This is a genomic window from Oceanobacillus caeni (genome assembly GCF_019037185.1).
GTDB classification, from domain to species: Bacteria; Bacillota; Bacilli; order Bacillales; family Amphibacillaceae; genus Oceanobacillus; species Oceanobacillus caeni.
The window spans coordinates 143867-168076 of sequence record NZ_JAHHXM010000005.1 but is presented as its reverse complement, the minus strand read 5'-3'; the positions used below and the strand labels follow the sequence as shown (position 1 = coordinate 168076).

Here is a 24210-nt window from a genome sequence, read left to right as displayed (position 1 = left end):
TCACTTGTTTTCTATTTATAAACACAAAAATGACGTAGGTGAGTTTTTCCCACCAACGTCATTTATTGTACAACCTAAAAAACAGATCACACATCGTGGTCTGTTTTTTATTTTTTGTAAATTTACCATATGAATATGTTATTAAATAAGTTCCATGTTATATGGTATTCTAAACATAATAAATACGCTTTATTTTGGGGGAATACTATATGTTTGTGGAATATCAAAAAAAGAAGGATTATGGTGTAATCTATCTTAATAGACCGGAAAAAAGAAATGCTATATCAAAAGAAATGGCAGCGATGCTCGGTACTATACTTGATAAAGCTAAAAAGGAAGAAATTAAATTTTTGGTTCTGACATCTAAGGATAATAAGATGTTTTGTGCAGGTGGGGATTTAACATATTTACATGGTAACTTAAGTCGGGAAGAAGCTTATGCAAGGTTAAATCCTATGAAAGAAATACTATACAAAATTGCTTTATTTCCTGTACCTGTTATTGCATTATTAAATGGTAACGCTTTAGGCGGGGGATGTGAACTAGCTACGGCTTGTGATATTCGAATTGCGAGAAAGAATACAAAGTTTGGTTTTATTCAAGCAAATTTAGGTATTTTACCTGGATGGGGAGGGGGAACCCTTTTATATCATAAAGTTTCCTCATCATTTGCTTTAGAATGGTTAACAGAAGCAAGAGTAATGGATTGTCATTTATTAGAGAAGAAAGGGTGGATCAATAGAGTAGTTAACGAACATGAAATAGATGATATGGATGTCCTATTAAAAGACTACATTTCCAAATCCTATCGGCAAATGAGATTACTAAAAGATCAACATATTAAAAGTTGGACGAATCGTAATTTATTTTTTGAAATGACAGAAGAAGTTAAGAAAACCGCTATGTTATGGGATTCTGAAGAACATAAACAAGCTGTAGAAAAATTTTTATTACGTAAATAAGCAAACAGTTATTCTAGTACTCCTATTTTTTGCATACATTTTATAGCAAAGAAATAAGGAGGGGTGTTATGAACGAAACACGTCAAGATGCATGGACAAATGATGAAGATATCATTTTAGCGGAAACGGTATTACGTTATATTAGAGAAGGTAAAACACAACTAGAAGCTTTTAAAGAAGTTTCTTCTCAATTATCGCGTACACCTGCAGCGTGCGGGTTTAGATGGAACGCAACGATTCGAAAGCATTATCAAGAAGCGATAGAACAAGCTAAAGAAGAAAGAAAAAATGGTTTAAAAAGCGATGCTTCTTCAGCTAACAAAGGTGAAGAAGATACAATCGAAACCGCTATTTTATTGTTAGAAAAAATGAAAGCGAACTTTCAAACGGAAGATAATGTGGCAAAAGAAAAAAATGAGAAACTTGTAACACAACTAGAAAATGAAAACAGACAATTACGAGAATATCTCAAACGCTATGAGGAAACAATTATCCAATTGGGTAGGATCATTTCTGAAGTTAATACTTTTAGAAATAATAAAATATGAATATATAAATTAAGACATGAATGGGGTGACATTCATGTCTTAAAAGATTAATTTTCTATTTGTATTTCTCTTTCTTTCCCTTTTTCTTTAACCCCATCTGGTAGCCAAATAAGTGGATTCTCACCTAAATCACGATGCATGTCGTAGTGTGCTTTTTGGAACCCCATTTTCTCCCAAAAACCTTGAGAATTAATTAATGGATTTGTTTTTATTGGTAAATGAAAGCTTTTAGCAAATTCAACTAAAGCTTTACCGTACCCCCTACCTCTATAATCTGGAAGTACTTCTAATTTCCAAAGTGTAAGATAGTCCTGTGGGGGCTCAAAATAGTGGTCATATTGTTTGTCCATTTCATATAGACACATTCTAGCTGCAAGATTATTCGCATAGTATATGCCATAAAAAGGTGATTCGATATTATTCTCTATAAATTTATTTTGTAATTCTTCGTGCATGGACAATTCCTGATTTCCATATGCCTTAAACCGTTTAAACATATCAAGTGTCTTGTAGTTAATTAACAAACGTTCCACCTTAATATTCTCCATAAAACTTCACTCTCCCAGTCATATTTTATAGGATATTAGAAAATTTCTCGTTATTAGCGCATGCCTTAGTCGTAATTATACAGGAGACCGTTTTATTTCCCTGCTAAAATTAAATAGTGATTTATCATGACAATTTGGTGTAATGGCTAGAAAATCCATAGAATTAATTGTAGGGCTTACAGATTGGGTTCTTTATCTAATCCTATACTGTTATTATAATATAAAAGTGTTAATTTTTAAATAAAATTAATAATATAGTAAATTAGCTAAATAGTACGTCTCGATAAATTATGAGTTTTTTTTCTTAACTTTTATGATAAAGTATTATCGGGTAATTGAAATAATAATTTCATGTCTTTACTGTGTGGAAGTTTTGTTGGATGTTCTTGAGGGAAGAGGGTAATCTTATTAATATTATTATATATTTGTTATCATTCTTTATTACGGTTCCAATCATAGCTACTCTGACTTTATACATGATTGTTTTAAAGATACGGCGATCATCTAGAATGGCAGTTCATAAGGCTGTTAGTTGGTCGACCATTTTTTATATATTATCCGTATTTATTCTTATACAATATCTCTTTAATGTTTCTATAACAGGTTTTGTACTCATATTTATGATTATTGTATTAACCATTATTATCATTTATCAATGGAAAACAAATGTGGATATTAAAATAAAGAAGGCTTTTAAAATATTATGGAAAATTTGTTTTCTCCTATTTTTTATCCTTTATATTTCTTTCACTATTATTGGATTAATAATGGAAATCGTATGATAAAAATAAGTTTTATCCCACCAAAACAGGGAGTAAGAACCCTACTGGTGGAAGTCTTCTTTATGGGGTTTTGCATTCTCAAACAGATTAAATGAAAAAGAGTGGAGAATTGGGTAGAATGTATGAAGTGGAATAACTAGAAAAAGGAGAACAATAATCTATGCGGATACATCCAATAAAAAAAATGGGTTCTCAGAATAAGTTAATTTCTGATTATCGATTGGGAAAGCAAGAAATAATGGATTTCTTTGATTATATTCCAAGTGGAGATTTGGAAACTAGAGTAAAAGAATTACGAGAACGAACTTTTCAGAGAGAATCCTTGCAAGAAGTATTACATAAATTGAATAAAGCCTGGGATGCACCAAATTCCACTTTACATAATATTAATCGATTTTCAAATAAAGATAGTGTTGTTGTTATAGCTGGTCAACAGGCTGGATTATTAACTGGTCCGATGTACACCATTAATAAAGTAATCTCTATTCTACAGTTAGCTAAGCAACAGGAAGAAGAATTAAACATACCTGTAATACCTGTATTTTGGATCGCCGGAGAGGATCATGATTTTGATGAAATTAATCATATATTTATGCAGGAAAAATCCCGTTTAAAAAAACTAAAGGTGGGGCAAGAAAATATAGATAAGTGCTCTGTGTCAGAAATACAATTGGAGAAAAATATAATTCGTAATTGGTTGGATAATGTATTTTCTTATTTAAGGGAAACAGAGAATACAAAGGACTTATATCATTCTATTTTACGATGTCTCGATCAATCAGAAACTTATACAGATTTCTTCGCTCGGTTAATATTTAAACTTTTCCCAAGTGAAGGTCTTGTATTGATTGATTCACACCACCCATTAGTTCGAAATTTAGAAAAAGAATATTTTGAACAAATGATTCTAAAACAACAAGAAATCAGTAGTGGGGTATATGAAATATTAAATAAGTTGAGAAAAAAAGACTATCAAGTTCCGTTAGAAGTAGATTTGAATAGTGGAAATTTATTTTATCATCATGATAAAGAACGAATTTTATTATTTAGAAATAAAAATGGTGGCTGGATTGGAAAACAGAATGAAATTGAATTAACAACTGAGGAATTAATTAATATAGCGACTAGCCAACCGGAAAAACTAAGCAATAATGTCGTGACAAGACCGCTTATGCAGGAATTGCTATTTCCATCTTTAGCGTTTATTGGTGGGCCAGGAGAAATCAGTTACTGGTCTGCACTTAAACCGGTATTCCATGTTTTTGGAATTAAAATGCCACCTGTATTCCCACGGTTATCTTTTACCTATATTGAACCTAAAGTTAGTAAAATGATAGAGCATTATACGATTACTCCTGAAGAAGTAGTGAATAACGGGGTTCAAGATTATAAGAGGAACTTGATTGATTCGCAAACAAATCCTCCGATTCATGAGTTAGCGAAGGATATAAAAGCGACGATTGAAAAGGCACATCGCCCCCTTAGGGATTTAGCTAAGGGAATACGGGCAGATATTGGAGAGTTAGCTGATAAAAATCTTTATTATTTACAAAAAGAAATCTCATTTATAGAGGGTAGAATGGTAAGAGCGGTTGAAGAAAAATATGATAAAGAACTAACGGAACTGGATTATATTAATGTGCATCTTTATCCAGATGGTTTACAAGAACGTATTTGGAATCCACTACCGTTTATTAATAAATTTGGTGTAGATTTTATTAAGAAAACAATAGACAGTCCCTGTTCTTTTTTACATGATCATTACTTAGTTTACCTATAGGTGCATGTTTAAAAAAGAGGATGAAGAGGACCGAGGTCGGCTAAATGCGCAACGTCTTTAGGCTCCGACTGTCAAGATTTGTTGCAACATTGCCCCTACACAGGGGTATGTCATTTTCACTGGATTTTTGAACGACCCCTATAGTGGGAAAATCCCCCCCACTATCCACCACCAAAACCATAAAAAACACTAAAACCTTGTCATTTATTGAAATGACAAGGTTTTTTTATGGTTGGTTTACATGGAATAGCAAGGGGGAGAAAAAATATTTATGATTTTATATAAATTAGGTGGTGAATTGTGGGGGGATGTGGTAATATAAAAAATATGAAAGTGGGGCGTACTATATGTTCATGGGTGAATTCCAACATAACATTGATCCAAAAGGGAGAATTATCGTCCCATCTAAATTTCGTGAGGATCTTGGAGAATCGTTTGTTGTAACCCGTGGACTTGATAAATGTTTATTTGCGTACCCAATGGAAGAATGGAAGGTTTTAGAAGAAAAGTTAAAAAAACTCCCATTAACAAAAAAAGACGCTAGGGCTTTCACTCGTTTTTTCTTTTCAGGAGCGGTTGAATGCGAAGTTGATAAACAGGGAAGAATAAACATTCCACAATCTTTACGGAAATATGCAGCCTTAGAAAAGGAATGTGTAGTCATCGGCGTATCGGACCGTATAGAATTTTGGTCAAATGATAATTGGGAAGAATATGTAACTAATTCTGAGGAATCATTTGGTGAAATTGCCGAAAATCTTATGGACTTTGATATCTGAGTCTTTTTAGATTAGGTTGGGCGAATGCCTTAGTTGACTTATGAAAAGCGGGGGTTACTATGTTTGAACATTATAGTGTATTAAGAGATGAATCTATTAAAGGATTAGCAATTAAAGAAAATGGTACATACATAGATTGTACATTAGGTGGCGGAGGCCATTCAGAACAGATAGCTTCAAGGCTAAGTGAAGAAGGATTGTTAATTGCTTTCGATCAAGATCAGGATGCCCTACAAGCTGCTAAACAGCGATTACAGAAATACCAAAATAGAATATTGTTCATCCATGCAAATTTTAAAGAAATGGAAGAAAAATTAAAAGAGCATCATATTGAACACGTCGATGGTATTTTATTTGATTTAGGTGTATCATCCCCTCAATTAGACAGGGGAGATAGAGGATTTAGCTATCAACAAGATGCAAAGCTAGATATGAGAATGAACCAATCAGCTGAACTTAGTGCCTATGATATCGTTAATTATTGGCCTTATAATCAATTAGTCTCCATTTTCTTTCGTTATGGCGAAGAAAAATTTTCTAAACAAATTGCTCGTAAAATAGAGGAATCTCGTAAAATTAAATCGATTGAAACCACATATGAGTTAGTCGAAATTATAAAAGATGCCATTCCCGCGCCAGCGAGGAGAAAAGGCGGACATCCGGCAAAACGGATTTTTCAAGCTTTGCGAATAGCGGTTAATGATGAGCTAGAAGCGTTTAACAGTGCGATTCATCAAGCTGCAAAAATAATAGATATTGAGGGACGGATTGCGGTTATTACGTTCCATTCATTAGAGGATAGGTTGTGTAAACAAGCATTTAAGAAATGGAGTACTCCGAAACCAACTCCTAGGAATTTACCTATTATTCCGAAAGAATTTGAAGCACCTTTTAAGCTTGTTACTAGAAAACCAATTGTAGCAGGTAACGATGAATTACAAGAAAACAGAAGATCACGTTCAGCTAAACTAAGGGTTGTAGAAAAGGTTAATCCATGGAATGAAGAATTTATATATAAAGAAGGGTGGAAGAAATAAAGATGAGTGCAAATCATGCTCGTAATTGGCAACAATTTAGCCCGCAGCAAACTCCAAATAAGGAACCAAAAACACAAGTAAAAGTTCAGAAAAAGAGTTGGATTACAAAGGGAGAAAAAGTTATTTATTCGATTGTTATCTTATGCTTTATAGTTTCCGGGATTTTTATGGTTTCATTTTCATCCGCCACTGATTCGTTAAACAGAGAAGTAATAGCATTAGAACAAACGGTAAAGCATCAAAAAGTAACAAATGAAGGATTAGTATTTGAAAAGAAAGAACTTAGCCGTCCTGAAAGAATCTTAAAAATTGCAAAAGAAAAAGGATTAAAAATCCAAGACGCAGATGTGAAACAAGCTCAAGCTTTAAACAACTAAGGGGATTTTTATGAAAAGGAATAAAACGACACACTTCATGACCGGCATGTTAATTATTTTTTTTACAATTATATTTATTATCTTGACTGGAAGATTCATGTATATTCAGGCAACAGGTGAAATTGATGGTGTGTCCTTAAAGGAATTTGCTGAACAAAAACGGACTTCTTCTTATACGATTCCTGCAGAAAGAGGGAAAATTTTTGATAAAAATGGTATGACGCTTGCTTATGATATGCCTATCTATCGAATGTACGCTATTGTTCGCAAGGAATACTCCGAGAATTCCAAGGATCCTAAACATGTTGTGGATCCTGAAAAAACTGCAAAAGTTCTAGCTCCGATTTTAGATGTTGATGAAAGCACCATACTTAAACCAATTAAGAACGGAATAGAAAAAAATAAATTCCAAGTAGAATTTGGTAAAGTCGGAAATGAAGTGTCACAACATGTAAAAGAACAAATAGAAAAATTAGATTTACCTGGAATAAATTTTGAAGAACATTCAAAACGCTATTATCCTAATGGTACATTTGCTTCTCATATTATAGGCTTCGCTAGAGAAGAAGAATTTGAAAAGGATGGACAAGTTACTAATGAAATTAAGGGAATAGCTGGAATGGAGCACGAAATGGATGATCTATTGCAGGGGAAAGATGGATATATTTCCTATCAACGTGATAAATATAATAAAAAATTATTAAATCCTAATGAGGTTATCAAGCAACCTGAAAATGGTGATAATGTTTACCTTACAATTGATCAAAAGATCCAAACATTAGTAGAAGATGTATTAACTCAAGTTGAAGAAGAGTATAGTCCTGAGCGAATCACTGCAATAGTCATGAACCCCAAAACTGGTGAGGTACTAGCAATGGGGAATCGACCAAGTTATAACCCAAACAACCCTTCCGATGTTGGAAACTGGTATAATGATGCAGTTTCAACACCTTATGAACCTGGTTCTACTATGAAAATATTTACATGGGCCGCTGCCATTGAGGAAGGCGTTTATAACGGAGAAGAGGGTTTTGCCTCAGGCAGTTATCAAGTAAATAAAAAAACCGCACCTATTAATGACCATAATAACGGTAAAGGTTGGGGAACCATTTCTTATGATGAGGGATTTGCTCGTTCATCTAACGTTGCTGCAGCTAAATTGGCATGGGAAAAAATAGGACCTGATAAGTTTCTGAAATATTTACATGCATTCGATTTTGATAAAAAGACAGATATTGATTTGCCGGGTGAAGTAGCGGGAAAAATACTTTATAACTGGCCACTTGAAAAGATCACGACCGCTTTTGGACAAGGTTCCACTTTAACTCCAATACAGCAAATGAAAGCTGCTACGGCAATTGCTAATGGTGGGAAAATGCTTCAACCATATGTAATTGATAAAATAGTAGATTCTACATCTGGAAAAGTTCTAGAACAGAAGGAGCCAACTGTTGTTGGTCAACCGATATCAGAAGAAACAGCAACAGAAGTTCTATCTTTAATGAATTCTGTGGTCAATAGTGAACATGGTACAGGTGAAAAATTTAAATTAGAAGACTATACAACTGGTGGGAAATCAGGAACTGCTGAAATCCCTAATCCAAATGGTGGTTACCTAAAAGGAAAAAACAATTATATTTTCTCTTTTCTTGGTATGGCACCAATTGATGACCCACAATTAGTAATGTATGTATCGGTGAAACAACCAGAATTAGAACCCCAAGAAGTTGGTTCTGATCCTGTATCATTCATTTACCGAAATGTTATGCAAAACAGTCTACATTATTTAAATATCAATCCTGATAAAGAAACAGAAGAAACAGAAGAATCCTTAATTAAAACGAAGGTTCCAAAAGTAATAGATGAAAATACTAAAGATGTAGAACAAAAATTAGTTGACAGTGGATTGCAGGTGACAGTAGTTGGCGATGGAGATAAAATTGTTTCTGCCAACGTACATGAAGGTGATATGATTATCCCACAAGAAAGGGTAATTTTAGTAACGAACCAACCTAAAATGCCTAATATCACAAACTGGTCCAATCGTGACGTTTCACAACTGGCTGATCTACTTGAACTCAAACTAGAAACCTTTGGCAATGGTTATGCCACATCCCAGAGTATTGAAAAAGGTGCTGAAATAAGTAAAGATGATTATTTAGCTGTAGAATTAAGTCCTCCGGGTCAAGATGAAAACAGTGAGAAACATAAAGAAAAAGAAAATAAAGATACAGAAGAACGAATTGAATAAATATCGTTATTGAACAACATCTTTTAATATGTACAGTGTTCTATTTAGTTTCTTAAAATCATATAGTTGATACAAGCCTACCTATGAAAAGGGGATTTAGAGAAATGAAGCGTGTATCCACTGTAACAGTTAGAAAACGAATAGTCACTGTATTTCTTTTTGCTATTTTCATTTTAACTATTATTGTTATCCGATTAGGTTATGTTCAATTTTTTTTAAGTGATGAATTAGTTGGACAAGCAACGGATTTATGGACAAGGGACATTGTTTTTGAACCGGAAAGAGGATTGATTCTTGATAGCGAAGGGGAAGTTCTGGCCGAAAATGTCACAGCGCCTTCTGTTGTCGTAGTCCCCAGACAGATTGAAGATGCAGATTCTACCGCTGAGAAAATAGCAAGTATTTTAAATATGGATAAAGACACCGTGTATAAATCCATAACTAAAAATGCATCAAGTGTAAATTTACGCCCTGAAGGTATTAAAATATCAACAGAGCAAGAAAAAGCAATCCGTAACCTAAACCTAAGTGGCGTATATCTATCGAAAGATTCAAAACGACATTATCCGTTAGGGGACGATTTATCACATGTTTTAGGATTTGCAGGAATAGACAATCAAGGGCTTATGGGATTAGAACTTTACTATGATGATAAGCTTAGTGGTGAAAAAGGCAATCTTTCTTTTTATTCGGATGCTAAAGGGAGGAGACTAGAGACGTTAGCTGATATATATAGTCCTCCAACAGATGGGTTGCATTTAAAGACAACTATTAATTCTAAGGTACAAACCATTATAGAAAGAGAACTTGATCTTGTAGAAACCAAATATAGCCCGGATTCCGCAATTGCCATAGCAGTTAACCCTAAAACGGGTGGCGTACTGGGAATGTCGTCAAGACCTAACTTTCACCCGGAAAAATATAAAGAAGTAGATCAATCGATATTTAATAGGAACTTACCTGTTTGGTCTACTTATGAACCAGGATCCACTTTCAAAATCATTACATTGGCTGCATCTTTAGAAGAGAAATTAGTTGATTTAGATAAGGATGAATTCAATGATAATGGTTCTGTGGAAGTCGGAGGTGCTACGATTCATTGCTGGAAAAGTGGTGGACATGGCCATCAAACTTATTTAGAAGTGGTACAAAATTCTTGTAACCCTGGTTTTGTAAATTTAGGTCAAAAATTAGGAACAGAACGATTGTTTTCCTATATTAAAGATTTTGGTTTCGGTCAGAAGACTGGAATTGACTTGCAAGGGGAAGCATCAGGTATTTTATTTAAACCAGAGAATGTTGGGCCAGTTGAGTTAGCTACCACTTCATTCGGTCAAGGAGTTTCCGTAACACCTATTCAGCAAGTAATGGCTGTTGCTGCAGCTATAAATGGTGGTTACTTATATGAACCATATATAGCGGATGAATGGATTGATCCTAAAACTGGAAAAGTTGTAGAAAAAAAGGAACCAATTTTAAGAGAACAGGTTATATCCAAGTCTACTTCTGAGGAAGTGCGTCGTGCTTTAGAAAATGTTGTTGCTAAAGGCTCAGGTAGGCCAGCATACGTGGATGGATATCGGGTTGGAGGTAAGACTGGAACAGCGCAAAAAGTAGGTCCAAATGGTGGTTATTTAGAAAACAATTATATTGTGTCTTTTATTGGATTTGCACCAGCTGACGATCCAGAAATAGTAGTTTATGTTGCAGTAGATAATCCTAAAGATACGATTCAATTTGGTGGTGTAGTGGCAGCACCAATAGTTGGAACCATTATTGGTGATAGTTTACGTGCCATGGAAGTAGAACCGCGTACTGGTGGATTAGACAAAGAATATCAGTGGCCTGAAGAACCAGCAGTTGAAGTTCCGGATTTAATTGGGCGTACGAAGGGCGACTTAATGGAAATGATGACTAATCTCTCAATAGAGACGAGTGGTTCTGGAGACGTAATTATTGATCAAGCTCCGAAAGCCGGAACGAAATTAGAACCAGGATCAACAGTTAGGATTTATTTAAGTGATGAGGAAAAAAATCGTGAAGAAGAATAATATTTGTTATAATAAATTAATATGATTTCCCATTTATTTTGTTTTTATTCTTTTTGATTACAATAAATGGTGATAAAATAAATTTTTTAGAGGGTGCCAACACCCTCTAAAAAAATGTATGGAATAACGTACATATATTTGGGATGTTATTATCTCTTACGTAGGATACTAAAACTAAAAAGGATGTTACGAAAAATGGATTTAAAAGATTTGCTCACGACTATACCGTTTTATCAAACAGAAGTTAATATTGATGGTATTGAAATAACAGAAATAGAAATGGATTCTAGAAAAGTGAGTGCTGGGAATTTATTTGTATGTATTTCAGGGTTCACGGTGGATGGACATGACTATGTTGAAGAAGCCGTAAATAATGGTGCAGTTGCAATTATTGCCGAAAAAGAAGTAAAAGCAAATGTACCTATTATTATGGTTAATGATACTGCAAGAGCTTTATCTATGCTTGCGGTTAAGTTTTATCATTATCCAACTACAGGACTTTCACTAATTGGTGTGACAGGAACAAATGGAAAAACTACTGTTACGTATTTACTAGAAAAAATATTTAACCATGACAAGAAGAAAACAGGCATAATCGGAACCATTCAAATGAAAATCGGTGAAAATGCTTTTCCAACTCAAAACACAACACCAAATGCTCTTGAACTCCAACGTTTTTTTAAGAAGATGGTTGATGAAGATGTGAATCAAGCCATTATGGAAGTATCTTCTCATGCACTTGATTTAGGTAGAGTTCATGGTTGTGATTATGATGTTGCCATATTTACTAATTTGTCTCAAGATCATCTTGACTATCACAAAGATATGGATGATTATTTACGCGCAAAAAGTCTCTTGTTTAGTCAACTAGGAAACAATTTTAATCAAGAAAAACAAAAATTTGCCATTATTAACGCGGATGATTCTTCTGCTGAATTATTAAAGAGAAGCACTGCACAACCTATTTTAACCTATAGTTGTCGTCAAGAAGCTGATATAGTTGCTAAAGATATCCAGCTAGATGCAGCGGGTACGTCGTTTTTATTAGTAACTCCGATTGGTGAAGTTGTAATCAAGAGTAAATTAATAGGGATGTTTAATGTCTATAATATGTTAGCTGCTACTGGGGCTGCAATAGCTAAAAATGTTTCTTTAGAAGTGATCAAAGAAGCTTTAGAAAGCATAAATGGAGTCGATGGTCGTTTTGAAGTAGTTGATGCAGGGCAAAACTTTACGGTTATTGTTGACTATGCACATACACCCGATTCATTAGAAAACGTATTACAGACTGTGAAAGAATTTGCGGAAAATGATATATATGTTGTTGTAGGTTGTGGTGGAGACCGTGATCGAACGAAGCGTCCTTTAATGGCCAAGGTTGCCATGGAATACTCAGATTTTGCAATTTTTACATCTGACAATCCAAGAACGGAAGACCCTGTTTCCATATTAAATGATATGACGAAGGGGTTAAACGGTGAAGATGAATATGAAGTCATCGTGGATAGAAAAGAAGCAATTAATAAGGCGATTCAGTATGCGAAGGAAAATGACATTATATTAATTGCTGGAAAAGGCCATGAAACCTATCAACAAATTGGTCATACCAAGTATGATTTTGATGACAGGGTTATAGCAAAAAGCGCAATAATTGCTAAGGGGTAATGCATATGTTGTTTACATTAGAAGATTTGTCCAAATGGTTTCCTAAAAATCAGGGAAACATAAATAAAGAAACAGCTATTAAAGAAATAACAACAGACAGTAGAAAAGAAGTCAAAGATTCCTTGTTTGTCCCGATTGTTGGGGAACACTTTGATGGTCATCAATTCGCAGAACAGGCGGTTGAAAATGGTGCCGTTGCTTTATTTTGGAATGAGGATAGGGATTTACCTTCTACTCTACCTAGAGATTTTCCGGTATTTCTAGTGAAGGATACATTACCTTCTTTACAGAAACTTGCAAGTCTTTACCGTGATCAAATCAATCCAATAGTTGTAGGTATAACGGGTTCGAATGGTAAAACGACCACAAAAGATTTGGTGACAACTGTTTTGAAATCTAAATATATTACTCACTCCACAAAAGGTAACTATAATAATCACATTGGTCTCCCGTTAACTATTCTTTCCATGAGCAGGGATACGGAAGTACTTGTATTAGAAATGGGAATGAGTAATTTTGGTGAAATAGATTTATTATCCCAAATAGCAAGACCTAATTTTGCTATCATAACGAATATAGGGGAATCCCATATTGAATTCCTCGGTTCTAGGGAAGGTATTGCAAAAGCAAAAATGGAAATTATTAACGGTTTGCAAGATAATGGAACCATCATCATTGATGGTGATGAAGAGCTCCTAAAATCACTACATCAAAAGCCTAAAGTTATTAAATGTGGTTTTAAAGAACGTAATGATTTTAAAATTGAAGATTCCAAAGTAACTTCAAAGGAAACTATATTTAAATTATCAGATGGAGCCACTTACCATATCCCGTTACTAGGGAAGCATCATGCGAAGAATGCATGCTATGCCATTGCATTAGCATACTGTGTTGGAATTAATGCGAAGCAAAGACAACAAGCGTTGAAATTCGTACAACACACTTCTATGCGTTTTGAATTATTAAAAGGTAAAAACGAAGTATCAATTATAAACGATGCTTATAATGCATCCCCAACTTCCATGAAGGCTGCTATTAAAGTTGTCAAGGAATTGAATGGGTTTAAAGATAAGGTTTTAGTTCTTGGGGATGTCCTTGAATTAGGGGAGTTTTCCAAATCGTTACACGAAACTGTAGCGGAAGCAATTGGTGAGCCAATTACTACAGTATTTACTTTTGGTACGATGTCAAAGGTAATTTCAGATAAAGTTAAAAAAGATAAAGGTAATAAAATTAAAACCGCCCATTTTGACACAAAAGAAGAATTAATGGAAGCATTACAACCATTTTTAAATAATCAATCATTAGTATTATTTAAGGCATCAAGAGGATTAAAATTCGAATCCTTTGTAAATGAGTTAATTAATTAATTTTTAAAGTGCGTGTTCAAAAAGAAGGATAAAAAAGACTTCTACGTTGCTTGCGGGACGTGGGCAATCTTAGTAGAATTTCCACTATTGCCAACGGACTTCTTTAAAGGAAGGCTGACTAAAGATGAGCTTTGCGCCCAACTCACGCCTTCCCATTTGCACGAGGCATGTCAATTTCACCAGACTTTTTGAACAACCTCTTAAAGGTAAAAAGATCAAGTTTTAGTTTGGACGGTCCATGTAAGAGGAGGAAACACAATGGATTTAACAGGAATATTTGTAACGATAGCAATAGCATTTCTAATTACCGTCCTTTTATCTCCCATTTTCATCCCATTATTAAGAAGGTTGAAATTTGGCCAAAGTATACGAGAAGAAGGACCTAAATCCCACATGGTAAAGACAGGTACCCCTACAATGGGTGGCGTTATGATTGTATTGGGTATTGTCATAACTTCCATTATTATGGTATATAAAGTACTTGGAAATCATGTTGGTTATGAATTTTGGCTCTTAATTTTTGTATTGCTTGGCTATGGAGTATTAGGTTTTTTGGATGATTTCATTAAAGTTGCGATGAAGCGTAATTTAGGTCTAACTTCGAAACAAAAAATGTTAGGACAAATTGTTATTGCACTTATATTTTTCTTTATACTCAAAGGACAAGGATTTTCTACAGACATTCAAATTCCAGGTACAGACATTCAGTGGGATTTTGGTTGGTTTTATGCAATTTTTATTATTATTATTTTAGTTGGAGCTTCTAATGCTGTAAACTTAACAGATGGATTAGATGGTTTATTAGCGGGTACTGCGGCGATAGCCTTTGGGGCTTATGCAATACTTACACTTATCATAGGTGGATTTACGGAGGTTTCCATTTTTTCTCTAGCAGTTGTTGGAGCACTTCTAGGTTTTCTAGTGTTTAATGCACATCCAGCAAAAGTATTTATGGGTGATACTGGTTCATTAGCATTAGGTGGAGCTATTGGAGCAATTGCTATATTAACAAAAACAGAAATCTTGCTTGTTATTATTGGTGGAATTTTCGTATTAGAAACTTTATCTGTTATTATTCAAGTAATTTCATTTAAAACAACTGGTAAAAGAGTATTTAAAATGAGTCCATTACATCATCATTATGAATTATTAGGCTGGTCCGAATGGAGAGTTGTAACAACATTTTGGTTAGTTGGGCTTGTTTTTGCTGTGCTTGGCGTATATATTGAGGTGGGCTTAAATTGAAAAAAGTATTGGATTTTCCTTATTCAAATATTTTAGTCTTAGGACTTGCAAAAAGTGGAACGGCAGTTGCTAATTTATTGTTGAACCACGATAAAGGTGTTCGTATTAATGATATGAAAACAGAAAAAAATGATCCAATAATAAAGGAATTAAGGAATCTTGGTGCAGAAGTAGTAGTAGGTTCACATCCATTATCCGTATTGGATGGTATAGAAATCATTGTAAAAAATCCAGGAATTCATTATGATAATCCAATTATTGTTGAAGCAAGGAAAAGAAATATTCCTGTAATCACTGAGGTAGAAATTGCGTATATGCTTGCAGGTGATTCTATTATTGGAATTACTGGTTCCAATGGAAAAACGACAACAACAACTTTAATAACTAAAATGTTGGAAGAAAGCAGAAGACCAGTTAAAGTTGCTGGAAATATTGGCGTTGTTGCATGTGAAGTCGCCGAAAACCTTGAGGATGAGGAAACATTAGTATTAGAATTATCATCTTTTCAGCTACAAGGTGTTGAAAAGTTCAAACCAAATATTGCAGTATTATTGAATATATTTGAAGCACATATAGATTATCACAAAACATTTGACAACTATAAACAAGCGAAATTTAATATTTTCAGAAACCAAACAAAAGAGGACTTTTTAGTATATAATGCTGATGATACAATTATTACTTCAGAAGTGAAAAACCTTAAATCTACGCTCGTTCCATTTTCCATAAAAAATAAAATGGAAAATGGGGCATGGCTAGACGATACATTTATTTATTTTAAAAATGAAAAAATAATTTCACGAAATGAAATTGTTTTAGTTGGTGATCATAACCTTGAAAATATTTTAGCTGCAGTCGCGGCTGCGAAACTTAAAGGTGCAACAAATGAAGGAATTATCAAAGTTCTTACTACATTTCAAGGTGTTAGGCATCGATTACAATTTGTAGATAATATTCATGGTCGTTTATTTTATAACGATTCTAAAGCAACCAATATATTAGCTACTCAAAAGGCTTTATCTTCATTCGAGAGGCCTGTCATTTTACTTGCTGGTGGGTTGGACAGAGGAAATGAGTTCGATGATTTAGCTCCCTATTTGAAAAATGTAAAAGCTATGGTTGTATTTGGTCAAACGAAAGATAAATTAAGAAGAATAGCTGAAGAAAATGGCATTTCAACTATTTTACAAGTGGAAGATGTCAAAGAAGCGGTCAGCAAAGCTTTTGAAATTTCAAATGAAAAAGATGTTATACTATTATCACCAGCTTGTGCAAGCTGGGATCAGTATCGAACGTTTGAAGAAAGAGGAGACATGTTTATACAAGCCGTGCATAAACTAGTTTAGAGGGGCTTGTATATTAAATTAATAATAAGAATGTTCAAAAATGCCCCTGTCTATATTTTAGTCAAAGGGGTGTTTTTTTGTTTAAAAAACGTCTAAACGATCAAAGTAAACCAGATTACATTCTATTATGGGTTATTATAGCACTGTTAATTGTCGGTGTAGTGATGGTTTACAGTTCGTCCCATGTTTGGTCAGAGTATAAGTTTGGTGATGGGTTTTTTTACTTAAAACGTCAGTTATTATTTGCTGGTGCGGGAGTTTTCGCTATGTTTTTCTTTATGTTTATACCTTATAGCACTTGGAAAAACTACTCGAAAATTCTATTAATTGTATGCTTTGCTTTACTAATACTTGTATTAATACCAGGAATAGGATTAATTCGTGGTGGAGCGCAAAGTTGGATTGGAGTTGGGGCATTTAGTATACAGCCATCTGAGTTTATGAAACTAGGATTAATTATTTTCTTAGCTAATATGCTTGCCACGAAACAAAAGTACATTACATCTTTTAAAAAAGGCTTCTTACCATCTTTATTATTAGTTTTTACAGCTTTTGGTTTGATTATGCTTCAACCAGATTTAGGAACTGGAATGGTACTGGTCTTAACCTGTATGATTATGATTTTTGTGTCAGGTGCCAGACTATCTCATTTTATTGGACTAGCTGCTTTAGGAGTATTAGGATTGGTTGGATTGATTGCTTCAGCCCCATATCGAATTAATCGAATAACAGCTTTTTTAAATCCTTGGGAAGATCCATTAGGTGATGGGTTTCAGATTATTCAATCCCTCTATGCAATTGGGCCTGGGGGGTTGATGGGACTTGGATTAGGGAATAGTTTGCAAAAATATTTCTATTTACCAGAACCACAAAATGACTTTATTTTTGCTATTGTGGGAGAAGAATTAGGATTTATCGGCGGCACCTTTGTTATTCTATTATTTTTACTCCTTTTATGGAGAGGGATTAAAGTTTCATTAGAAGCTCCAGATCTTTTCGGAAGATTATTAGCTTTAGGAATTGTCTCGATGTTAGCTGTACAAGCAATGATTAATATAAGTGTAGTAATTGGATTAATACCTGTTACAGGTATAACATTACCTTTCCTTAGTTACGGAGGGTCTTCATTAACTTTAACCCTTTGTTCCGTTGGAATATTATTAAACATTAGTATTTATTCTAAAATATAGTGGGAATGGCAAAAATGGAAAATATTACCCATTAAATATGAGAAAAAACTTGCTAATCTAATGCTTGGACACTATATGTTTATCTATATTTTATGATATAATTCATGTAACTGAATAAAGGCGGCATAATTTATGCCGTTTTATTCTTTTAATTTCTGAAAAAGGAAGAAATGGGGATGAGTAATAAAAATATTGTTTCAATTGAGGATCGAATTCCCAAATTAAAACAAGCCCGTAAGAAAAAAGCTAACCGACGTTTGATTTTTTATCTATCAATCTTTTTCTTCTTGATTTCAATTATTGTTTATTTGCAATCACCATTAAGTCATGTTAAAACAATAAATGTTCAAGGTAATGTGCATACAACGGATGAGGAAATAATAAACTTATCTGAAATTACTGCTAAAACGAATATTTGGATGGTTAATTTTGATGCCATTGAAAAGGCAATAAAAACAAATCCTATCGTTAATGAAGTAGAAGTTAATCGTAAGCTTCCTTGGACTGTTTCAATTGAAATAACAGAACATAATGTAGTTGGTTATGTAAAAGAAGAAAGGAAATACTATCCAATTTTAGCTAATGGGGTATCATTGAAGCAAGAAGGACAGGATACATATCATGGTAACTCACCAATGTTAATCGGCTTTACAGAGGATGAGTATTTACAACGGATGGCTGAAGAATTAAATAAATTACCCAAAAATATAACAAATCTCATCTCTGAAATTCATTGGGAACCAACTGACAATAATAAAAATAAAATCCAACTTTTTATGACAGATGGATACATAGTTGATGGAACGATTCGAAATTTTTCTGAGAAAATGGTAGTTTATCCTTCGATAGTTTCTCAATTAGAACCAGGTGTTGATGGGATTATCCATATTGGTGTGGGTGTATATTTTGAATCTTTTAATGATGAGTCTGAAGAAACGGATGAAACAGAAGAATAAGATTCTATTTTGTACACTAAGAATGAGCGATTGTGAGTTTTTCTAAAAAGCCCAAAGTAATTCTAAAAATTTGATTTAACGAATAATCTTTCAATCTATTAAAATATATGTATATAGGAATATTTTTCTTGAAATTTAAAGGAATCCAGTTTTTTTTGTGGAAATAGTACCTATATATATCTATTTTAGTCGAATGAACAAAGGCGGAAGCGCCCGTTTAGCGACGTACGGACTGGACTGAGCCGTAGGAGATAAAGGAAACACGACGAACGGAGTAAGTCGATGTTGACTTTCACCGCAAGGGTATAAGTGCGACTAAGCCTCTGGTTTCACCATCGGCAAGTCTTCTTTATCGTACGGAGGTGAAGGAAGTCTCGCTAGTCGCTGGGCGCTGGAGCCGGACGTGGCTGTTCTTTAACAACTAGTTATCCACAGTCATAAATTTTATAATTTCCTAAGCAATGAAAGTAGGATTGTATGAAATGTACAATTATATGATCCATTTTGTATGGATGTGTTGAATTTGGAGGTGCCTTTCTTTGAATAATAGTGAAATACTAGTAAGTCTTGATATAGGAACATCAAAAATTAAAGTTATAATTGGAGAAGTTTTAAATGATTCTTTAAATATTATTGGTGTAGGTACAGCAAAATCTAATGGAATGAAAAAAGGTGCAATTGTTGATATTGATCAAACAGTGCAATCCATCAGAAATGCTGTCGAACAAGCTGAACGCATGGTTGGCATGCATATCGAAAGGGTTGTTGTTGGTATAAACGGAAACCACATCGATTTACAGCCATGTCATGGTGTTGTAGCGGTTCAAAGTGAAGATCGTGAAATTACGGATGAAGACATTAGAAGAGTAATTGACGGTGCACAAGTAGTTTCCATTCCACCAGAGCGTGAGATTATTGACGTCATACCTAAGCAATTTATAGTAGATGGATTAGACGAGATTACTGATCCAAGAGGGATGATCGGTGTTCGCTTAGAAATGGAAGGAACGATTATTACTTGTTCAAGGACCATTTTACATAACATTCTTAAATGCGTGGAACGTGCTAATTTAGAAGTATTGGATATTTGTTTACAACCTCTTGCCACTGGTACGATAGCACTTTCACCCGATGAAAAAAATATGGGTGTAGCTTTAATCGACGTTGGTGGTGGTTGTTCTACCATTTCCGTTTTTGAAAATGATTATTTACAAGGTTCAAGTGTTGTTAGCCTTGGTGGAAATAATATTACCAAAGATATATCCATTGGTTTACGTACTACGACTGAAGAGGCTGAAGATGTTAAATTAAATTATGGTCATGCCTTTTATGATGATGCACAAGAAGATGAAACTTTTGAGGTTTCTGTGATCGGAAGTAATCAAAGAGAAACATACAATCAGCTGGAAATTTCTGATATGATAGAAGCAAGAATGGAAGAAATTTATGCTTTTGCTGAACGTGAAATTCGTAAAATGGGATATCAGGAACTACCGGGAGGTTACGTGTTAACTGGAGGAACAATGGCAATGCCAGGTGTATTGGAATTAGCTCAGGATTTATTCCATTCTAATGTTCGTATTGCAATTCCGGATTATATCGGTGTTAGAGAACCCCAGTTTACAGCTGGAGTAGGAATTCTACAATTTGCTTACCGAAACGCAAAAATTCAAGGTAAAGAATTATACCCAGCTGTTCGAAATGACATGGACGAGCCTAGTCCTAAACGTCATACGAAGCAAGCAAATACTGAGCAACCGAAAAGGAAAGAGAAAAAAGAAAGTGGGAAAGTTAGTAGTTTATTCAAATGGTTTTTTGATTAAACTCTTGAATGTTTAAATCTATAAAACTCGTGAGATTTGCGTAGAAATTAGGAGGAACGAAAATGTTAGAGTTTGATACAAATATGGATGAATTAGCGACGATAAAAGTTATCGGTGTCGGCGGCGGCGGTAATAACGCTGTTAACCGAATGATTGAACACGGTGTGGAAGGTGTTGAATTTATAGCTGTTAACACAGACTCTCAAGCACTTAATTTATCTAAGGCCGAGTTAAGAATTCAAATTGGCGGTAAACTTACTAGAGGATTAGGAGCGGGTGCGAATCCTGAAGTTGGTAAGAAAGCAGCTGAAGAAAGTAAAGAACAGATCGAGGAAGTTTTACAAGGTGCGGACATGGTATTTGTTACTGCTGGTATGGGTGGTGGAACAGGTACAGGTGCCGCTCCGGTTATTGCACAAGTTGCAAAGGATTTAGGAGCTTTAACGGTTGGAGTTGTAACAAGACCTTTTTCATTTGAAGGCAGAAGACGTTCGACCCAGGCGATTTCTGGTATTGAAGCTCTAAAAAATGCTGTTGATACGTTAATCGTTATTCCAAATGATCGTTTGCTTGAAATTGTTGATAAAAACACACCTATGTTAGAGGCTTTCCGTGAAGCTGACAATGTATTACGACAAGGTGTTCAAGGGATTTCAGATTTAATTGCAAAACCAGGTTTAATTAACGTTGACTTTGCAGATGTAAAAACAATTATGTTCGATAAAGGTTCGGCATTAATGGGGATTGGTATCGCAACAGGAGAAACACGTGCAACAGAGGCTGCGAAAAAAGCAATTTCTTCACCTTTATTAGAAACTTCAATCGATGGGGCACACGGTATTTTAATGAATATTACTGGTGGAACAAACCTAAGCCTATATGAAGTACAAGAGGCCGCTGATTTAGTAACTTCTGCTGCGGATAAGGAAGTAAATGTTATTTTTGGTTCCGTTATTAATGAGAATTTAAATGATGAAATTGTTGTTACAGTAATTGCAACTGGTTTTGATGAGTTGAATAAAAAGCCAGAAATGCCATCTAAGCAACAACGTCCAACCTTAAATCAAAAACAACATGCAGCAACTAAAGAAGAAGCGCCTATCCAACAACAACAGCAACAACAAAGAGAGCAAGTTCAACGTCCAAAAATCCAAGAAGACGATGAACTGGATATACCAACATTTTTAAGAAATCGAAATCGAAATAGAAGATAAATTCCCTATAAAAAAAGCAGACGACTTATACTCGTTTGCTTTTTTTATAGGGAAATTTAGCTTATTAGATCTATTCTTAAGAAATGCTACGCCCAGCTCTAGCTCCAGGGACTAGCAAGATTTTCTACACCTACATACATCGCTACGAAGCACAGGATGTGTGAGTACAGGTGTTGCGTTCTAAGCCTGTAAGGATGCTTTCGCTTATGTTCATTCAATAAACTTTCCTTCGACATTTCTTTTATCCCACATAAATGGGCAGTAAGACTCCCATCTCAGGCCTCCAAGGAAACAAAGAAGGTAGGAGGGAGACCGACTACCCTTGGATGAAGGACCCATATGCTCCTTCTAAACCTACTTATTTCATTCCTCCGACAAACTTTTCGATAACTAGTTAAAATTAGCTTTGTTCTGCATACAAGAAGTGACAGACTTTGCTTAATATATCAGATATACTTTTCAGTAAATCTAACCAATTAGAACATACAAAATTAAATGTTAAGGAGAAACCATCTTTTATAGAAGGAAGAATAAAATGGAAATATATGTAGATGCGGTTTGGGCACTCAACTTCTGTTTAGATTTCATGTTACTTTTATTAACTAAAGCCCTAGCAAGAGATGATACTAAAACAAGACGAGTTATTCTTGGAGCATTCATTGCTTCTTTAATTGTTCCAATAACTTTATTTTATCCAAACTCCTTTATTACTAGTTTGATTGGAAAAATTATATATTCTCTTCTTATTATATTTTGTTCTTTTGGTTTTATAACAATTTATCGTTTTTCTAAACTAGTTTTATTGTTTTATTTTACGACCTTTGCTATTGGAGGTGGACTTGTAGGGTTACATTTTCTATTTTCTAATCCAATATCCATGTCTTCTAGTGGATTCATTACGTATAACAATGGTTATGGTGATCCGGTAAGTTGGCTATTCGTGTTCATTGGGTTCCCTTGCGTATGGTATTTTACGAAGAAACGTATGGACAAGCATGCTTCTGAAAAAATTCGTTATGATCAACTTTATTCTGTATCCATTAAAATGAAGGATAAAAGCTTTTCGACTATGGGATATATTGATAGTGGAAATCAATTAGTAGATCCATTATCGAAAAAGCCAGTTATTATTTGTGATCAAATATTTTTAAAAAAATGGTTTACAGAAGAAGAATGGCTTAGTTTGAAAAATGCGTATGAAACATTTGATATGGAAAAGATTCCTAAAGATTGGGAAAGTAGTATTCAAGTTCTTCCTTATCAAGGAGTACAAGGGAATAATATGTTTCTTTTCGCGTTACGACCTGAACACTTAATTGTGTATTATGGAGAACAACAAATTAAAACTCGCAAACTATTAATTGGGATTCAATTTGCGGAGCTTACGAAGGATAATAGTTATCATTGTTTACTTCATCCTCAAATTATTCAATTAGCTACCATTAATACTGCATAAAAAGGGGAGATAAGGTGTGAAATTTTGGAAGCTACGATTACATTTACGATTAAAGTGGTATAAACTACTGATTCGTTTGGGGCTTAAATCAGACGAAATCTATTATATAGGAGGAAGTGAAGCACTGCCACCACCCCTATCTAAACAGGAGGAGCAAGAATTACTTTTGCTATTACCAAAAGGGGATAAGTCAGCACGTTCTATTCTAATAGAACGAAATTTACGATTAGTCGTGTATATTGCCAGAAAGTTCGAAAATACGGGCATAAATATTGAGGATTTAATCAGTATAGGTACTATTGGACTGATTAAAGCAGTTAACACATTTAACCCAGAAAAGAATATTAAATTGGCAACTTATGCATCGAGATGTATAGAAAATGAAATTTTAATGTATCTACGTAGAAACAATAAATTAAAATCAGAAGTTTCTTTTGATGAACCTCTTAATATTGATTGGGATGGAAATGAATTATTATTATCCGATGTTTTAGGTACAGACGATGATATTATTACAAAAGGTTTAGAATCCGATGTTGACAAGACCTTATTGAAAACCGCTTTATCCAAACTGAATGATAGAGAGAAACAGATTATGGAGTTGAGATTTGGATTAATAGGAGAAGAAGAAAAAACACAAAAAGATGTTGCTGATATGTTAGGGATTTCACAATCATATATTTCTCGTTTAGAAAAGAAAATAATTAGGAGACTGAAAAAAGAATTTAATAAAATGGTTTAGCCTTATTTCACAAAGGTTTTACAGTAATTGGTATTTATTTCAAAAATCTGTTACTGCATAAAAACCCTCCCTGGGGGAGATACTGTCC

The 24210-nt window shown here is 34.2% G+C and carries 20 protein-coding genes; 19 read left to right on the top strand and 1 reads right to left on the bottom strand.

The window, feature by feature from the left end; all coding sequences use genetic code 11:
• Positions 1–209: 209 nt before the first annotated feature.
• Both KM885_RS05220 and KM885_RS05215 read left to right on the top strand, forming a co-directional pair.
• Positions 210–962, top strand: a complete 753-nt coding sequence (locus KM885_RS05220; RefSeq protein WP_145523566.1) for an enoyl-CoA hydratase/isomerase family protein — start codon at positions 210–212, stop codon at positions 960–962.
• Positions 963–1030: 68 nt separating this feature from the next.
• Positions 1031–1510, top strand: coding sequence for an RsfA family transcriptional regulator (locus KM885_RS05215; protein WP_216883641.1), 480 nt, complete (start codon positions 1031–1033; stop codon positions 1508–1510).
• A gap of 47 nt (positions 1511–1557) precedes the next feature.
• Here KM885_RS05215 and KM885_RS05210 read toward each other — a convergent pair whose 3' ends face one another.
• Entirely contained in the window at positions 1558–2058 is a 501-nt protein-coding gene (locus tag KM885_RS05210; RefSeq protein WP_047186375.1) for an N-acetyltransferase, read from the bottom strand.
• A gap of 380 nt (positions 2059–2438) precedes the next feature.
• Here KM885_RS05210 and KM885_RS18235 point away from each other — a divergent pair, with 380 nt between their 5' ends.
• The 17 genes from KM885_RS18235 to sigE all read left to right on the top strand — a co-directional run bounded on the left by KM885_RS18235 (position 2439) and on the right by sigE (position 24122).
• Positions 2439–2840: a DUF3397 domain-containing protein gene (locus KM885_RS18235; protein WP_145523564.1), complete on the top strand. Its 402-nt coding sequence runs from the start codon at positions 2439–2441 to the stop codon at positions 2838–2840.
• 160 nt (positions 2841–3000) lie between these two features.
• Positions 3001–4620, top strand: coding sequence for a bacillithiol biosynthesis cysteine-adding enzyme BshC (bshC, locus tag KM885_RS05200; protein WP_145523563.1), 1620 nt, complete (start codon positions 3001–3003; stop codon positions 4618–4620).
• A 347-nt stretch (positions 4621–4967) separates the two neighbouring features.
• Positions 4968–5399, top strand: a complete 432-nt coding sequence (gene mraZ / locus KM885_RS05195; protein WP_047186372.1) for a division/cell wall cluster transcriptional repressor MraZ — start codon at positions 4968–4970, stop codon at positions 5397–5399.
• A gap of 59 nt (positions 5400–5458) precedes the next feature.
• On the top strand, positions 5459–6436 hold the full coding sequence (gene rsmH / locus KM885_RS05190) for a 16S rRNA (cytosine(1402)-N(4))-methyltransferase RsmH (RefSeq protein ID WP_047186371.1): 978 nt from the start codon (positions 5459–5461) through the stop codon (positions 6434–6436).
• Between the two features lie 2 nt (positions 6437–6438).
• A complete protein-coding gene (ftsL, locus tag KM885_RS05185; protein ID WP_204797815.1) occupies positions 6439–6813 on the top strand; it encodes a cell division protein FtsL in 375 nt (124 codons plus the stop codon).
• A 10-nt stretch (positions 6814–6823) separates the two neighbouring features.
• Positions 6824–9064: a penicillin-binding protein gene (locus KM885_RS05180; protein WP_204797814.1), complete on the top strand. Its 2241-nt coding sequence runs from the start codon at positions 6824–6826 to the stop codon at positions 9062–9064.
• A 104-nt stretch (positions 9065–9168) separates the two neighbouring features.
• Positions 9169–11115 carry a stage V sporulation protein D gene (locus KM885_RS05175; RefSeq protein WP_204797813.1) on the top strand — a complete coding sequence of 649 codons (1947 nt, stop codon included), beginning with the start codon at positions 9169–9171 and terminating at the stop codon, positions 11113–11115.
• A 195-nt stretch (positions 11116–11310) separates the two neighbouring features.
• Complete coding sequence (locus KM885_RS05170) at positions 11311–12780, top strand: UDP-N-acetylmuramoyl-L-alanyl-D-glutamate--2,6-diaminopimelate ligase (protein ID WP_204797812.1); 1470 nt, start codon at positions 11311–11313, stop codon at positions 12778–12780.
• A 5-nt stretch (positions 12781–12785) separates the two neighbouring features.
• Positions 12786–14150 carry a UDP-N-acetylmuramoyl-tripeptide--D-alanyl-D-alanine ligase gene (locus KM885_RS05165; protein ID WP_047186366.1) on the top strand — a complete coding sequence of 455 codons (1365 nt, stop codon included), beginning with the start codon at positions 12786–12788 and terminating at the stop codon, positions 14148–14150.
• 258 nt (positions 14151–14408) lie between these two features.
• Positions 14409–15395 carry a phospho-N-acetylmuramoyl-pentapeptide-transferase gene (gene mraY, locus KM885_RS05160; protein WP_047186365.1) on the top strand — a complete coding sequence of 329 codons (987 nt, stop codon included), beginning with the start codon at positions 14409–14411 and terminating at the stop codon, positions 15393–15395.
• Positions 15392–16741 carry a UDP-N-acetylmuramoyl-L-alanine--D-glutamate ligase gene (gene murD / locus KM885_RS05155; RefSeq protein WP_204797811.1) on the top strand — a complete coding sequence of 450 codons (1350 nt, stop codon included), beginning with the start codon at positions 15392–15394 and terminating at the stop codon, positions 16739–16741. Before mraY ends, murD begins: the two co-directional genes overlap by 4 nt.
• A 77-nt stretch (positions 16742–16818) precedes the next feature.
• A complete protein-coding gene (gene spoVE / locus KM885_RS05150; RefSeq protein ID WP_204797810.1) occupies positions 16819–17931 on the top strand; it encodes a stage V sporulation protein E in 1113 nt (370 codons plus the stop codon).
• Between the two features lie 176 nt (positions 17932–18107).
• Complete coding sequence (locus KM885_RS05145; protein ID WP_047186362.1) at positions 18108–18887, top strand: cell division protein FtsQ/DivIB; 780 nt, start codon at positions 18108–18110, stop codon at positions 18885–18887.
• A gap of 539 nt (positions 18888–19426) precedes the next feature.
• The gene (gene ftsA / locus KM885_RS05140; RefSeq protein WP_204797809.1) at positions 19427–20710 is read left to right on the top strand and encodes a cell division protein FtsA; all 1284 of its coding nucleotides are present in this window, start codon (positions 19427–19429) and stop codon (positions 20708–20710) included.
• Between the two features lie 62 nt (positions 20711–20772).
• Positions 20773–21924 (top strand): cell division protein FtsZ, encoded by a 1152-nt coding sequence (gene ftsZ / locus KM885_RS05135; RefSeq protein ID WP_216883640.1) that lies wholly within the window; start codon positions 20773–20775, stop codon positions 21922–21924.
• 535 nt (positions 21925–22459) lie between these two features.
• Positions 22460–23380 carry a sigma-E processing peptidase SpoIIGA gene (gene spoIIGA / locus KM885_RS05130; RefSeq protein WP_047186359.1) on the top strand — a complete coding sequence of 307 codons (921 nt, stop codon included), beginning with the start codon at positions 22460–22462 and terminating at the stop codon, positions 23378–23380.
• 16 nt (positions 23381–23396) lie between these two features.
• The gene (sigE, locus tag KM885_RS05125) at positions 23397–24122 is read left to right on the top strand and encodes an RNA polymerase sporulation sigma factor SigE (protein ID WP_047186358.1); all 726 of its coding nucleotides are present in this window, start codon (positions 23397–23399) and stop codon (positions 24120–24122) included.
• Positions 24123–24210: the final 88 nt, after the last annotated feature.